15 protein-coding genes are annotated in these 15,621 nt (G+C 39.0%); 4 read left to right on the top strand and 11 right to left on the bottom strand.

From position 1 onward, the window contains the following. Positions 1 to 55: 55 nt before the first annotated feature. From lgt to B3D47_RS11995, 3 genes are all read left to right on the top strand, one after another. Positions 56 to 865, top strand: a complete 810-nt coding sequence (gene lgt, locus B3D47_RS12005; protein ID WP_004813235.1) for a prolipoprotein diacylglyceryl transferase — start codon at positions 56 to 58, stop codon at positions 863 to 865. 95 nt (positions 866 to 960) lie between these two features. Continuing rightward, positions 961 to 1,350: a hypothetical protein gene (locus tag B3D47_RS12000; RefSeq protein WP_286862198.1), complete on the top strand. Its 390-nt coding sequence runs from the start codon at positions 961 to 963 to the stop codon at positions 1,348 to 1,350. Continuing rightward, positions 1,343 to 1,717, top strand: coding sequence for a hypothetical protein (locus B3D47_RS11995; protein WP_004813240.1), 375 nt, complete (start codon positions 1,343 to 1,345; stop codon positions 1,715 to 1,717). The genes B3D47_RS12000 and B3D47_RS11995 overlap by 8 nt, the downstream gene beginning before the upstream one ends. Before the next feature lie 33 nt (positions 1,718 to 1,750). Here the strand turns inward: B3D47_RS11995 and B3D47_RS11990 are convergent, their stop codons facing one another. Next, a complete protein-coding gene (locus tag B3D47_RS11990) occupies positions 1,751 to 2,296 on the bottom strand; it encodes a CHAP domain-containing protein (protein WP_004890200.1) in 546 nt (181 codons plus the stop codon). 428 nt (positions 2,297 to 2,724) lie between these two features. Here B3D47_RS11990 and B3D47_RS11985 point away from each other — a divergent pair, with 428 nt between their 5' ends. After that, on the top strand, positions 2,725 to 3,216 hold the full coding sequence (locus B3D47_RS11985; protein WP_103800890.1) for a lipocalin family protein: 492 nt from the start codon (positions 2,725 to 2,727) through the stop codon (positions 3,214 to 3,216). Between the two features lie 382 nt (positions 3,217 to 3,598). Here B3D47_RS11985 and B3D47_RS11980 read toward each other — a convergent pair whose 3' ends face one another. The 10 genes from B3D47_RS11980 to B3D47_RS11935 form a co-directional block, all read right to left on the bottom strand. Further along, a complete protein-coding gene (locus B3D47_RS11980; RefSeq protein ID WP_286862196.1) occupies positions 3,599 to 4,450 on the bottom strand; it encodes a thymidylate synthase in 852 nt (283 codons plus the stop codon). Positions 4,451 to 5,316: 866 nt separating this feature from the next. Then, positions 5,317 to 6,318: a TauD/TfdA family dioxygenase gene (locus tag B3D47_RS11975; RefSeq protein WP_286862194.1), complete on the bottom strand. Its 1,002-nt coding sequence runs from the start codon at positions 6,316 to 6,318 to the stop codon at positions 5,317 to 5,319. Between the two features lie 20 nt (positions 6,319 to 6,338). Further along, the gene (locus B3D47_RS11970) at positions 6,339 to 7,085 is read right to left on the bottom strand and encodes a class II aldolase/adducin family protein (RefSeq protein WP_004890211.1); all 747 of its coding nucleotides are present in this window, start codon (positions 7,083 to 7,085) and stop codon (positions 6,339 to 6,341) included. Next, on the bottom strand, positions 7,082 to 8,089 hold the full coding sequence (locus B3D47_RS11965; RefSeq protein ID WP_286862191.1) for a ketopantoate reductase family protein: 1,008 nt from the start codon (positions 8,087 to 8,089) through the stop codon (positions 7,082 to 7,084). Before B3D47_RS11965 ends, B3D47_RS11970 begins: the two co-directional genes overlap by 4 nt. Before the next feature lie 41 nt (positions 8,090 to 8,130). Beyond that, the gene (locus B3D47_RS11960; RefSeq protein WP_163167241.1) at positions 8,131 to 8,910 is read right to left on the bottom strand and encodes an ABC transporter ATP-binding protein; all 780 of its coding nucleotides are present in this window, start codon (positions 8,908 to 8,910) and stop codon (positions 8,131 to 8,133) included. Beyond that, complete coding sequence (locus B3D47_RS11955) at positions 8,907 to 10,709, bottom strand: ABC transporter permease subunit (protein ID WP_163168688.1); 1,803 nt, start codon at positions 10,707 to 10,709, stop codon at positions 8,907 to 8,909. Before B3D47_RS11955 ends, B3D47_RS11960 begins: the two co-directional genes overlap by 4 nt. Further along, entirely contained in the window at positions 10,706 to 11,743 is a 1,038-nt protein-coding gene (locus tag B3D47_RS11950; protein WP_004890222.1) for a branched-chain amino acid ABC transporter permease, read from the bottom strand. The genes B3D47_RS11955 and B3D47_RS11950 overlap by 4 nt, the downstream gene beginning before the upstream one ends. 98 nt (positions 11,744 to 11,841) lie before the next feature. After that, a complete protein-coding gene (locus B3D47_RS11945) occupies positions 11,842 to 12,984 on the bottom strand; it encodes an ABC transporter substrate-binding protein (protein ID WP_286862189.1) in 1,143 nt (380 codons plus the stop codon). A gap of 41 nt (positions 12,985 to 13,025) precedes the next feature. Beyond that, complete coding sequence (locus tag B3D47_RS11940; RefSeq protein ID WP_286862187.1) at positions 13,026 to 14,294, bottom strand: OprD family outer membrane porin; 1,269 nt, start codon at positions 14,292 to 14,294, stop codon at positions 13,026 to 13,028. 346 nt (positions 14,295 to 14,640) lie between these two features. Further along, on the bottom strand, positions 14,641 to 15,591 hold the full coding sequence (locus B3D47_RS11935; RefSeq protein WP_286862186.1) for a p-hydroxyphenylacetate 3-hydroxylase reductase component: 951 nt from the start codon (positions 15,589 to 15,591) through the stop codon (positions 14,641 to 14,643). Positions 15,592 to 15,621 lie beyond the last annotated feature (30 nt).

Genomic DNA, 15,621 nt, shown 5'->3' with positions numbered 1-15,621 from the left:
TTTTTCCCAAGTTTAGGCTAAAATCAGGACAAAACAGAAAGACAAAGGAAGATGCATGCTCAACTATCCCAATATTGATCCTGTAGCGATTTCGCTCGGGCCATTGCAGGTCCACTGGTATGGACTGATGTACCTGATGGCATTTTTATTTGCCTGGGGACTGGCGACGTATCGCGCTAAACAACGCGGCTGGACATCAGATATGGTCTCGGATTTAATCTTCTTCGGGGCGCTTGGGGTGATTATCGGTGGCCGTGTTGGTTATGTATTTTTCTACGGTTTTTCCCAGTTTCTGGCAGACCCATTGTGGCTGTTCCAGATCTGGACAGGTGGCATGAGCTTCCATGGCGGTTTCCTAGGTGTAATCCTGGCGATGCTGCTCTGGTGTAAAAAATACAACATGACCTGGTTCCAGACTCTGGACTTTATCGCGCCGTGTGTACCGACCGGTCTGATGTTTGGCCGTATTGGTAATTTCATCGGCGGGGAACTGTATGGTCGTCAGGTGACTGACCCAAACTTTGCTTTTGGCATGATTTTCCCAACCGATCCACTCCAACTGGTTCGTCATCCATCACAACTGTATCAGGCACTTTGTGAAGGTCTGATTCTGTTTATTGTACTGTGGTGGTTCAGCTCTAAACCTCGCCCACGTATGGCAGTTTCTGCGCTCTTCCTGATTGGTTACGGTCTGGCACGTTTCATCGTCGAATTTTTCCGTGAACCGGACAATGGTCAATTATTTATTGGCTGGATGAGTAAGGGGCAATTCCTCAGCCTGCCAATGATTCTGATTGGCCTATGGATGATGTGGTATGCCTACCAGAAAAAAATTTATGACTGGGGTCCACAGAAAAACGTATAAGACATCCTGAACATATTGCGAGGCATCTGCCTCGCTTTTTTATATCTGAAATATGCTAAAGTGCAGATCAACTCTTTTGGATCTTCACGGTTGCCATGCTTGAATACTGGTTTAATCCGCAAATTTCTGTCATTAAAAAATTACTGATTTTTATCGTGATTGCCGTACTGACAGCAGTGCTGTACTGGATAGAACCTTTACCGCTGGATGCGATTCTGATGTTTGCCGGTACTGGAATTATTTTCCTGATCTGCCGTTATTGCAAAATTCATTTTGCTGCAAAGAATCCGACAGGCTTGTTCTATCGCATACTGACCTGGATTCCAATTGCCCTATTATTGGCATTAGTCTTCATGAATATGAAAGATGGCGAGATCCTGGTTGCAGGTGCGCAGGGCATTGGCTTTATGGCGATTGCCATCTGCATGTTTTCGCCACTGTCTTTAATGCATAAAAACACGGACACTCCACCGCCTCATGCTTAATTACTGGTATTCCGAACGCTGCTCACGCCAGATCAGGCTGATCGTCTGTATCGCCACCTGTGCAGTGATTTATTACGCTTCTACCTTTGCAGAACTGAATACAATATTTGTCGGCATCAGTCTGGCAATTGGGATGCTTAGTCATGGTTTACGTACAGTCGCCTTGAAACTGCCTGAGCAGAATCCCTATCGGGAAGGTTTTACACGACTGTTTTTCTGTATTCCGCTGATTGCCCTGATCACCCTGTTTGGCTATCTGCCTGAACAGCACAAGATAGCTTTAGGCATTCAATGCATTGGCTTCAGCGCGCTTGGACTGTTTATCCTATCTATTTACGGGAATCGTGCGAAACGCTTCGAAGATTGAATCATTTCGCAAATGCTACTTTTAACTTCTAACTTAAAGGTGAGAATCAAGGCGGTAATAAGTGTATTTCACATCAGAATTACGATAAACCGCATAACCTGACTGTCTGAAATCCGATACCCATGCAGAACCTGAGTATGCTGCAATATGCCCGTACTTATGCTTGGAAGTCCGGTCAATGATATAGATATCACCCTTTTTCGGACGGTCAAATGACAGGTTGATTTTACGGTAGCCCAATTTCTGTAAGGTACTGCCCCAGTCAGCTGCAGCCACAGGATGATTCACAATTTTTGCACCTGAAGATTGCAAACCGATACGAATACTGCGCGCACATTTCTGTGTACTGGTACTACGGGTAATGCCTTGCAGATAACTGGTGAATTTTTCAATATTAAAACGCTGGCCATTCATCGCACTAAAAGTCTTGCGTGATTCAGAACTTGTGTTACGAGCTGATTCAGAGCTGTTACGCTGAGGCTGACGTTTAGAATTTTGTCCCGACTGGGAACGAATTATGACGTTCGCTTGAACAGGAGCATGAACTTCACTCATATTCACTTGATGATCATAAATCATATTAAACCAAGTACTCCTCGCCCTTAAGCAGGCGTTCATATCTTTTGAAAGGCCCAAATACTAGCCCCATTAATGTTATTTTTCACGTTCAAAATGTAAATAAATTTATCAATATTTAACTGATTAAATGTAAGCTACTATTCCGCATAGAATTATTTAACTCTATTAAGTTACAAAAATTTTTATTATTAAGTTTTATTGAATAATAAATTAATTAATCGACATACTTTTAAGCAATAAATTATAAAAAATGACTAGATTTCGACCTACTTAACATTTCTTATATATGCTCTACCCATTCCCATCTCATTGAAAACAAACACAACATTTCACTACATGATTACATCTTTTCTTTAGCAGCTCCATGTTTAGACTGATTGAGCGAAAAAAATGAACTGAAATAAAGCGGAGAAAATAAGGAGAAAATAATGAATCATGATATCCCTACCGTTTCAAATTTTGATCTCACCAAATATTTAGGCACTTGGTATGAAATTGCCCGTCTCCCAATGAAACATCAACCTGAAGACAGCACTGATATTTCAGCTGTTTATAGCCTGAATGAAAGTGGTAGCGTACGTGTTCAGAATCGTTGTCTGGATGGTGATGGCAAGCTGGATGAATCCATTGGTGAGGCAACGATTGTAGATGCTGCCAATGCCAAACTTGAGGTCAGTTTCCTGCCAGAAGGTTTACGCTGGGTGCCATTTACCAAGGGAGATTACTGGGTATTGAAGCTGGATGCTAGTTATCAAACGGCTTTGGTCGGTGAGCCAAGCATGAAATATCTGTGGCTGTTGCATCGCACCCCAACCATTGATGAAGCGACTAAGCAGGAATATCTGGCTTATGCACAATCGCTCGGTTATGACTTGTCTAATCTGATTGACACAGTACATACTGGTAAGCCAACAGCTTAAAGCAGGCGATAAAAAGGCATCCATTATGGATGTCTCTCTCCTCCAGTCACCTTCCCCCTTCCCGGCGATGTGGAACTGAGAAAAAGTCATGATGAGCGCAATTTTAAGATGAAAGCGCCTTGAGATTATTATGAGATGTTATATAAAGCGGATCGGGAGTCTCTTTTTAATGCTGAACAGGAAATTGAGAAGTTAAAAAATTATTAGGACTCAAAGGTATTAATTCAAATCAGCTCACATAATAATATCGATAGCAGAAAATCACCTATCTTGTCTAGGAGGTTAAATCGCAATCAAGATAGGTGATTTTCTAAAGTTATATGTCAAGAATCAAAGTAAACGTGTTTGCCACCAATTCTCATTTTATTTTGATGAGATGTTTCTATACAGAAAATGGATACGCGATATGTTCATGATATTGATATCCTTCAACTTCAAAATCATCCAATGTCACCCATGTTTCAATATCTTCTAGACTCTGAATATCAGGATTGATATGAAGCTTAGGCGATGGATAAGGTTCACGTTTTAGCTGAACATCACGCATGAGTTGTAATTGATCTTCATAAATATGTGCATTTACTATCTTATGATATGCCTTTCCAGCCTTATGCCCTGTGATTTGGGCCATCAGAGCGAGTAAAGTAAAAACTTGAATTTGATTAAAGTTTTGACCTAAGGGCACATCACATGAACGTTGAGATGAGGTTAAATAAAGGGTATCCCCCACTAAAGAAAAGGTATGAGTATGCATACATGGGCGTAAGCATCCCATATCAAACTCACCTGGGTTATAAAAAGTTAGAATTTCACCACGATCATCAATGCCATTACGTAAGTCATCGTAAATTTTACGAAGTTGATCAAACTCTTGACCTTCGGAGTTACGCCAATGACGTCCTTGAACTCCATAAACGCGCCCCATATCATCTTCACCTTTACGATGGGGGTTAGCTAACCAAGCTGCATTTTCGTTAGCATTCGCATTCCAAGTATTACAACCAATCGCTCTGAATTGAGCAGCATTGTCATACCCACGTAAGTAGCCTAGCAACTCTGCAATAGCTGCCTTCCAATAACTTTTTCGAGTTGTCACTAAAGGGAACTCATTTGCCCCTACATTGTATTCTAAATCAGCATTAATAACGGTTAAACAACGCTTTCCAGTTCGTTCATTCTCAACCCATACGCCTTCATCAACTATGCGTTGACACAAATCTAGATATTGCTTCATTTAACTACCTTAATTGTTATAGCTTAACAATCTGACTATTGCCTAATTTTAAGTAATTATCAAATTCGCTCAGCTAAATTAACTTCTCATCAGGTCACAATTTCTGTGGCATTTAAACAAAAAATTTCTCCCCAACGAAATCAATTCACATTATAGAGTTTAAGAGCCCTTTTTCACAAATCTATAAGTGATTATCCTAATTTTTGATTAACCAGCATACCAACAGACAAGGCACTTAAAAAAATAAAATATAATTATCAAATGCTTATAATTATCAAATGCTTATAATAAATTCAAGTAACTTTTGGACTCCGAATTGATTAATCTTACACTTTCTTATAAACCTTAAAGTAGAATGCTGACTGCTCTATAACCATTAAGTTTTCTCATTGTTAATATGGATTTAAATTATCAGGCTAAAAAACTTTAAATTGGTTACTAACCTCAAAATCTATAATCAAGAAATCAATGAAAGAAGAATAGGTATTAAGCACATATTTGGCAGCAAAAAACCTCTAAAATCTTTGTTGAGTGTTATCAAAATAGAGGCAAAAGACTTGGTTTGAGATTCAATTTAATCACCGGAATCTATACATAAAAAGTGATTTACGAAAGAGAGCTCATATTTATATTTCGCTATTCTATAAAAATAAACTAGAGGTAAAATTATGATTTTCTTTTAATTTAATTCATGATTTAAATAATTAAAATGTACATAATTTGGTATTTAAATCCATCTACAAAGAGAGCATAAGGATGACTTAACCACTAGTAAAAAATAAGCCATCCTACGCTGAATTCTTCATAAACTATGCTAAAAATACAGTGCTTGTTTTCTTGTTTGAATACCGCATATTACGAATAGACTATGCAACTTTTGCCGCTATACCATTTCGACCAGGAAAATCTTTAGCTAGTTCACGTGCATTCGACATTTTCAACCATAAACGTAGGAGTTTTCTACGCTGACTCTGCTCTTCAAAATCTTCAAATGCTGTTCTTGAATGCATGACACTATAATTGTTACAGAACTGCATATCTCCTGGTTCAAGCATCATGTCTAGTCGAAGATCAGGATTATTAATAAAATGATCAAAAATATCAAATGCTTGCTTTTGTACACTAGAAAGTGGTATGCCGAGACGCTCATGCCCTAACTCGGTATATGCTCGCATATATCGGCAGCTTAATTTACCTTCCCAATAGCTAAAAATGGGCGTTAAACTTGGCTCTGGATCACCTAAATGATCACAATAGGTCGGATGATAGTAATAACCGAGATATTCAGGGTATTTTTCCAAAATTTGATTATATACAGTGGCTGCACTAACTAGACTGCTAAGCCCGCCTTGCTTTGCTTTACGAATCGATAATAGACCAACGACATCGGACAAATCAGTGTGATATGGAAGATAGGCATTGGTTTCATATACACGTGTTGACTTATTCTTTAAATCACCTACATTTTCAACCTTGCCAAGTAAATCACCATGTGCGTTTTGTGTGACAGGTTGCCCCATATATAAACCAATCACAAAATACAGCGTAGCCATTTGATCTTCAGAATAACGGTTAACATCTAATCCTTTTAAAAGGAAGAATCCATATCCATTTTCTAATTCGTCTGACCATTTGGAAAATTCCGCCAGAATTCCTGGATCTTTTACGGTCAGATGCTCGTGATTGATCTGTGCTAGCGTAAGTTTTTCCGATTCTATATAAGCTAGATTTTCATCTAAAGCCTGAATTGCATTTGCTGACAAATGATAAATCCAGTCATCTTTATGGATTAGATCTTTTCCAACCCATGCAGTTCTTTCTTGGATTGGTGTTGTCAAAATAATATTTTTATTAAGATTAGATTCCATTGTTACGCTCCCCCTATTCTTTAATGGTTTTCTTGCATTTTTCTGACCATGGCATTGAAAAATTTATCGGCAAAACTACTTTCCTTGATCAGCATTTGTGTGAGGTCTGCACACTTTTGCTGTACTGTTTCAGTCAAATGAACATCTTCTCCTTGCATTGCATCTGCCTGACACTGAATTTCCGCTGCACGCTGTACTGTCCAGAGCAAGAAAAATGCTTTTTCAATACTGCTTTCACCGACAGCCACACCATGATTACGTAAAACCAAAATATGATGATCGCCTAAACTTTCAATCATGCGCTGTTTTTCGTCTTCGAAAAGCGTAATACCTTCAAAAGTGTGGTATCCAATTCGACCGTATAGCTGTGCACCATAGAAATTATCGTATTTAAAGCCCTGCTTTTTTTGTGTAATCGCACTAATTGGTGTTGTATGGGTATGGATCACACAGCGGATATCATCGCGGGCACCATGAACCGCACTATGAAGAGCAAAACCTGCAGGATTGGCATCATATTCGGAAGGCATTACTTTATTGCCTTTTAGATCCACTTTTAATAGATTTTCAGGGGTGATTTCTGTGTAATTGAGACCAAATGGATTCACTAAATAATAATGTTCATCACCTGGTAGACGAGCAGAAATGTGGTTAAAAATCGTCTCTGTCCAGCCAAAAAAATCAATAAGATGATAACAATGAGCAAGCTTTACTCTGAGTTGCCATTCAGTATCTGAAACATTTAAAGGATTTACAGTTGAATTCATGATGCAGCTCCTTCTTGCTTAAGTGATTGTGTGCTAAGAAATTGAGTAAGGTCGTAAATACAGCGTGTCATGGGCATTTCACAGCCATAAACTTCAGCAAGTTCAAAAACTGCGTCTGCAATACTTTCTAATTCCAGCCGATGTTTTTTTTGATAGTCATACCACATGGACGTATAGGTTGCGCCCATTTCTGTACCAAGTTTCAAAAAAGTAGTGGGATCAATAGTGATACGGGCGCCATAACACGCTGCGACTTGCCTAACCTCTTGGGTGATAGCACGTGAGATAGGATGTAAATATGGATGAGAATAAATTTGGTCTAGGCTGGTATTGGCTACTACTGAAAGTGGGTTAGAACTCAGATTAGCCATCACCTTAGTCCAAATTTGATCACGAATTGTTTCAACTGGTCGAGCTTCAATATTGGTATCCACAAACAGTTCAACAAGTTGTTTTAATCGATTACTAAGTTGATGGTCTGGTTCACCAAAAATCAACAAATAAGGATTAATAGACTTCACTTTTCCAGGTTGCAATAATTGTGCAGTAATAAAAACAACTGACCCGATTAAATTCTTCAAAGGAAATTGTGTTGATAATTGCGCATTGGAATCTAAGGATTTGATATAAGTCTTTTCACTTGAATGCTCTATTCCATAAAAATACCAGAATGGAATTCCATTCATTAATGGAACAATCACCGTATCATCATGCAATAAAGCTTTTAACTGCGGTGTAATCTCAGCCAAGGCATGAAATTTGGTTGCAATAAAAATATAATCCTGTGGTTCAAGTTCACTCACATCACTCACCACACGGTAAGGTCGGATGTGGTGATGACCGGTGAGATCTTCAAGATGGATACCCTCTTGAGAAATCACATGATAGTTTTCCCCACGTGCAATCACGCTGACTTGATGGCCAGCCAGGGTCAATCGAACAGTCAATACGCTTCCTATCGCACCTGCTCCATAAACCAATATCTTTTTAGCTGATTGTTGCATCATCGCCTCCTTTATTGCCGAGTTGCACTCAACAGTTGCGATTAAACCGCCAGAATATCTTGGTGCTTACTATTAATGCCTAAATAGCTTTCAATGATTCTTGGATCTTCAACAAGCTCACTGCCCTTCCCTTGCATAGACAACTCGCCCATTTCAAGTACATAGGCATAATCAGCAAGTTTTAAGGCTGCACGTGCGTTTTGTTCAACCAGTAAAATTGAAACACCTTGACCACGTAATTGATCGATCACTTTAAAGATTTCACGTGTAATAAGTGGTGCTAAGCCCAGACTCGGTTCATCTAACATCAGGAGTTTAGGCTTTGCCATTAATGCACGTCCTACAGCCAGCATCTGTCGCTCACCGCCTGAAAGTGTACCCGCCTCTTGTCCGCGACGCTCTTTGAGACGTGGGAAAATGGTATAGACCTCATCCAAGGTATCTTTCAAAGAACGATCACCTTGACGATAACGCTGGAACGCGCCAAGCATAAGGTTGTCTTCGATACTCATAGAACCAAAAAGCTCGCGCTTCTCTGGAACTAAGCCTAAACCTCTGACCACCATAGTTTCAACTTGTGGCCCTTGTTCAATATGCCCATCAAAATCGACCTGTCCTTTAGAACCTAATAGTCCCATGATTGCGGACAATAGAGTGGTTTTACCAGCACCATTTGGACCGACCACTGAGACGATCTGACCTTCATTGACGCGCATATTAAAATTCATCAAAGCTTCAACTTTGCCGTAGGCAACACTCAAGTTTTTTACTTCGAGTAAAGATTTACCTTGATCATTTTGATTTGTATTTATGAGTGTCATGCCACACCTCCAAGATATGCTTCGAGAACAGCCTCATTTTTTTGGATTTCTTCCGGTAAGCCTTCAGCAATTTTTTGACCGAATTCCATCACGACAATGCGATCTGCAAGGTTCATGACAAAGTCCATGTCATGTTCAACCAATAAAATAGCCATACCTTGTTCACGTAATCTAGAAAGTAATTCTGCTAAAGCCTGTTTTTCCTTAAAACGTAAGCCTGCTGCAGGCTCATCAAGGAGTAATAAACTTGGGCTCGCACATAAAGCACGTGCAATTTCGAGAATGCGCTGTTGTCCAAGTGCTAAACTGCCTGCTTCAGCATATAAATAGTCACCTAGACCAACACGTTCGAGTTGAGTTTTAGCTTCGTTTAACAAGATATTTTCTTGTTCACGATCTAGATAAAACATGGAGGATAAAACCCCTTTATCACCACGCAAATGCGCCCCAATCGCGACATTTTCCAAAACGGTCATTTCAGGCAAAATTTTGACATGTTGGAAAGTTCGACTTAAACCTAATTTGGCAATTTCACGAGAAGCTATTCCGTTGGTTTTTTTACCCTGGAATATTACTTCTCCGCTGGTTGGAACATCTACACCGGAAATTTGGTTAAACATGGTACTTTTGCCAGCACCATTCGGACCAATGAGTGCCAGTACTTCACCGGCATGAATTGTTAAATTCATATCATTATTGGCAACAAGACCACCAAACTTTTTGGTAATGTTTTTCGCTTCAAGAATCACTGTTCCTTTTGCAGGAATTTCGGTTTCTTTCAATGTATTTTCGACGGGTTGGATCGTCGGATGAATATCAACTGGTTTAAAACGACTTGGCGTATATTTAACAATAAATGCCCAAAGACCAGCAGGTGCTTTTTGCATCAGAATAATAATGATCAAACCAAAGAAAATGGTTTCATAATGACCTTCACTGCCAAAAATGATTGGCAAAATATCCTGAAGCCATTGACGAACCATAGTAAAAATACCCGCACCCAGTATTGCTCCCCAGATACTTCCTACACCACCTAAAAGTGCCATAAATAAGTAGTCAATACCCATTTGTAATCCAAATGGAGTTGGGTTAATAAAGCTTTGGGTATGGGCATACAGCCAACCTGAAACAGAGGCAAATAAAGATGCTGTAATAAATACCATCATTTTTGAACGGAAAGTATTTACGCCCATCGACTCAGCCATGAGCTGTCCACCTTTCAGTGCACGTATCGCCCGTCCTTCACGTGAATTGAGTAAGTTCTTGGTAATAATGATTGCGCCGAACAAAATTAACCAAATGAGATAATAGATTTTGTTGCTGCTATCAAAGGCATAACCTGCCATAGAGATACTAGGGATATTTGAAATCCCGGAATGCCCACCCAAAGATTCAATGGTCGAGAAGAAGTAATAAAGTGAAATGCCCCAGGCGATTGTACCTAAAGGTAAATAATGCCCTGATAATTTAAGGGTTAGACCACCCACAAGAACTGCTGATACCAGCGTAATAACAATACCTAACAAGAGTCCTAACCAAGGATTACCCCCTGTCCAAGCCAAAAACGACGGAAGCTGTTCGGTCACTGTTAAATACGCAGTTGCGTATGCACCAATACCAACGAGGGCCGCTTGACCGAAACTGGTCATACCACCAACACCCGTCAGGAGCACTAGACCTAATACAACCAGCGCATTCAAACCAATGTAATTCAGTAAGGTCACTTGATAGGTTGGTAGAAAAAATGGACTTACAAATACCACTAAGGCAAAGGCTAAAAATAAATATTTAGATTTCATTCTTCATCCTCCTCGACGTGACGAGCAGTCAAAGATTTCCAGAGTAAGAAAGGAATAATGAGTGTGAAGACAATAATTTCTTTGTAGTCACTTGCCCAAAACATAGAGAAAGCTTCAATGAGTCCGACAACTAAAGAACCTATTGCTGCAACGGGGAAGCTAATCAAACCACCGATAATGGCGCCTACAAATCCTTTAAGGCTGATCACGAAACCTGAATCGTAATAAAGCGTCGTAATAGGCGCGATTAATATACCCGAAAGGGTGCCAATGAAAGCAGCTAGAATGAAAGTCAATTTACCTGCAAAAATTGGTGAAATACCCATAAGCTGAGCACCGACACGATTCACTGCTGTTGCATGTAAAGCTTTTCCATATAAGGTTTTTTCGAAAAAATACCACAATAAAAAAATTAAAATAAAGAACGCTGCAATAATCACTAGTGTTTGACTATTGACCATCAAGCTACCCAATTCAAATGTTGCATCACTGAAAGGTTGAGTTTGAGCACCATTCGGCCCAAAGATCAGTAATCCGATACCCACTAAAACTACATGAACAGCAATAGAAACAATTAAAAGGACTAATGGTTTAGCAGCCACTAAAGGCTGGAAGAAAGTTCGATAAAGTTGCGGACCAAGTGGAGTAATGACTGCAAGCGTTAATATAACTTGCCACCACATTGAAAGTTCAGCTAAAGGTAATTTGTACATCGCAGCAATAATGAGCCCGAAGTAAATTGCACTGAATAATGTGACTTTATGATTAAAGGTTGCGTTATGTTTGAATTTTGCATACAGATCTAAAACCGTATTGATGCAAAATAGCGCAGCAACTAGCCAAACGATTAAACTAGGATGACCTGCTTGAATCGAAGCTAATGTTAATGCGCCAAAAACTGAAAATTCACCTAAAGGAATCAATAAAATACGTGTGACTGTAAAGACTAAGATGATGCATAAAGCCAATAATGCATAAATTGCACCACTGGTTATCCCATCCTGTCCAAGAATTAATGCGATATTCAAATCCATAACATCTTCCTAACCATTCTTGCGGATGAATCATCCCAAAGTGATGAATGAATCATCACTTTTGGGTAGTTATTGAATAATATTTAAAAAATGAGGAATTACTTGAGAAGTTTCCACTGACCGTTCTTAACAATAATTAACTCACGACCACGTTTATCGAATCCGCTATGGTCTTTGGCATTCATGTTATAAACACCTTGCGTACCTGCTACTTCTTTTGTATTTTCAAGTGCTTGGCGTAGTTCCTTACGGAATTGAACTGTGCCCGGTTTTGCTTTTTTCAAGGCTACTGGAATCGCCTTTTCTAGTAGCAAGCCAGCATCATAGACATTGGCACCAAAGGTTGCAGGAACCTGTTTATATTTTGCTTTATAGTCATTGATATATTTCAATGCCACTTTTTTCGAAGGATGCGTATTAGGCACTTCGTTAATAACCAACATTAAACTTGCAGCTAAAATCGTATTTTCTACTTTCTTACCACCAAGTTTTAGATACTGATCCAGTGCAGCACCATGCGTTTGGTAGACTTGCCCACGATAACCTCGATCATAAAGTGCCGCTTGTGGTGGAACGGCAGAGCTACCAGGCGCGGCAACTAAAATCGCTTGAGGCTTTTGGCTAATAAGTTTTAAAGCTTGCCCTGTCAAAGAAGTATCTTGACGTTGGAAAGACTCTTTAGCGACAATCTTAATGCCATGTTTTGCAGCAAGGTTTGCAAGTACCTTACCCCAGTTCTCACCATACGGATCCGCTGTTCCAATAAAACCTAAGGTTTTAATTTTACGCTTCACCATATCCTGAACGAGAGCTTCTGCAATAATTTCATCGTTTTGTGTAGTTTTAAAAACCCATTTCTTCTGTTCATTCATTGGTTGGACAATTGAAGAGGTACCTACAGGAGCAAGAAGTGGAACTTGTGCTTTAGCAATTGTTCCAATGACTGCAGTTGCATTCGGTGAACCTGATGGACCGATAATTGCGTCAACCTTATTTTCTTTAATCAGCTTTTCAACAGCTTTTACAGATGCTGTGGGATCACTTGCATCATCAAGTGAAATATAACGCACATTTTCATTACCAATTTTTTTAGGTAATAAGGCAATACTGTTCTTCTGCGGAATGCCTACCATTGCAACTGGACCAGATGATGACGTGACAACGCCAATTGTAATATCTGCTTGCGTAGTACTTACGGCAGCAATGACACAGCTTGCCATCAATAGTTTTTTAAAATTCATCTGTATCTCCATTATTCAGATTATTCTGTCTTTTTTAGTACTTAGAATTTATAGGTGTAAGTAGTGATAATTCGGTTTTCAACGAAATCTATGCCTGGTGTATTACCTGCGCCATATTTTGTGGTTGTGTCGATATAACGCCATTCCAAACCTAGCCCTTTGAATGTGCCTTGAGGAACGGTGTAGCCTAAAATGAAGTTGGTTTCAGTTTCTTCATTATCTTTAAATCCAGCACGAGCAATATCGCTACCATGCAAGTAACGTGCTGTCGCACGCAAACCTGGTACACCTAGTGCTTTAAAGTCGTATGAATAAAGAATGTGATAGGTCAACTCTTCTGGTTTAATAAATCCAAGTAATGACCATGTATGTAAAAATGGTTGAGGTGCATAACCTGCCAATGTTGGGAACGGGCTATCGCCTTTATTTTTTTGCACACCTGCTGTAATAGTATGTGGACCGTTGTTTAAATTGGCTTGTATACCAAAAGTTTGGCTGTCGATGTTACCGTAATAAGCATCACCCGCTTCACTGTTATTAAAATAACGTGCATCAAATTTCACCTTACTCTCACCGATTGTGGTGTTATAAGCAGCATTTAAATAATGCTGTTGATAGATATCTTCTAATTGACCATACCAATATGTACCCGTGACACTTGGAGTAAAGTTGTAGTCCAGCCCCAAGTAATTTAGACCATCACTTTCAAATCGCGGACCATTCGGTGCAAATAAACTGAGTTTTTCAAATGAATCATCATTACGAGCATTAATATGGGTAATGCGTCCTAGAGATAGCTTCAGGTTATCAATCACTTTAGTTTCAAATGCCACACCTGCATAGGTTGTCACCAGTTGGCGTGAATCATCAATAAATGCCACTGGAGTACGTGGCATAAGCTCACCAATACGCAATTCAGAATCTTGATATTTAAGCTTAAGCGTTGCACCTAACTTATGATAGTGATTCACCTGTTTTCCATCTTCAAATGGCAAAACGGTATCTGGGCGCTCTTCATTTCGATCAGACAAACGAAGTGCGTAATTTGCTGTGAGATCAAGACCTACTTGCAGTGGGGTCTCCGTATAACCAGATGAAAATTTAATACCTGCTGCTTGAGACCAACTGCCAATGTCAGGTTGAGCACTATCAAAATCTCGTTCTAAATAAAAATTTCTAAAGTTTAAAGATGTTTCACTATCTTTGACAAAATCAGCATATGCAACACTGCTACAGCTCAATGCTAATAATGTGTAGGCTGATATAAATTTGAGACGATTTTGTTTCCCCACTTTGACTGCTAATTCCATTATTTAGACCTTTTTATCAAATTAATTTTTATTCTCACTGGCGCTTTTTTTTAGCTGGCGAGAAATGTATTCCATTGCAGAACTCTCAGCATATTTAAGTTTCTAATACTTAATGATGCTCTTTGATTCTTTTATAATTCCATAGAAAATTCAATTATCTTATAAGTATATTAATATACTTAAAATAAAGAATATTCAATGTAATTTGCAATAATTAAATTAAGCTAATTCCATGCCAATTTAAAATTTTTACGTGATTTTTATTCTTTTTTACAAAAGTGATATCTATATTATACTTTTTTATAAATATCACTAACTTATACCTTTAAGAAAAGCGTTTTTACGACTAAATTCCGGCAATATCTCTCAATATTTTAGTAAAATTTTCTTTTTCAATTTCACTATATTTTGAGAACACCTCATTTTGGTGCCTATTTGCGATATCAAATAGAGTATGTGCAGTTTCTTGCCCTTTTTCAGTGAGTTGGAAGAATTGCTCGGTTTCAATTAACAGACCATCTTTTTTCAGGATTTCTGCAGCCTGTTCTACTTGCTGCATCGGCATAGCAATATCACGAGGTAAATCTGCTTTGCTTGAAGTTGTACCACTACCCAACACTAACAGTAAGCGAGCCTCACTGGTTCTAAAACCACTACCCAGTTGTTTAGGAATATAATCATTTTGGTAAAACTTAAAAGCGCGACTCATGAGATAGCAAACATTCTGGTTTAAATAACCGTGATGCATCTTGCCCAATTCACTTTCTTGGATGGACTGTTTCAATTGAACCATGGGATGCGGTGTGACAGCGGAATAAGCTCCTTGATGGTATACCAGTGGGCTACGACCTTCATCATGGAAAGCCACAACTTTACCAATAATAATCCAGTGATCTCCACCTTCAATAACTTGATGACGCTCACACTCAAAAACAGCTGAACAGTTGGCTAAAATTGGGGCATTGCCCTTGCCTAGTCCGTAGTTCACACCATCAAACTTATCTGCAGTACGGCGTGCAAATTTGTTCGATAATTCAATTTGGTTTGCAGATAAAATATTTACCGCAAAATGTGACGCTTCAGAAAAAACTGAATAGCTTGAAGATTTTTTATCGATACTCCACAAAATAAGTGAAGGATCAAGTGAAACAGAGTTAAAACTATTGGCTGTGACCCCGACTTTCTCACCCACTGAATTTTGTGCTGTCATAATGGTAACACCAGTCACAAAGTTACCTAGAGCACGTCTGAACTTCATTGGATCAACGCTATACTGCGCTTGTGATAATGTAGACATAATATTCTTTCCTTTTTATTCCTAAAGTCG

The sequence above is a fragment of the Acinetobacter sp. UBA3461 genome (assembly GCF_002381195.1).
In the GTDB taxonomy this organism is placed as follows: Bacteria; Pseudomonadota; Gammaproteobacteria; order Pseudomonadales; family Moraxellaceae; genus Acinetobacter; species Acinetobacter schindleri.
This window is presented reverse-complemented; position numbering and strand designations above follow the sequence as displayed.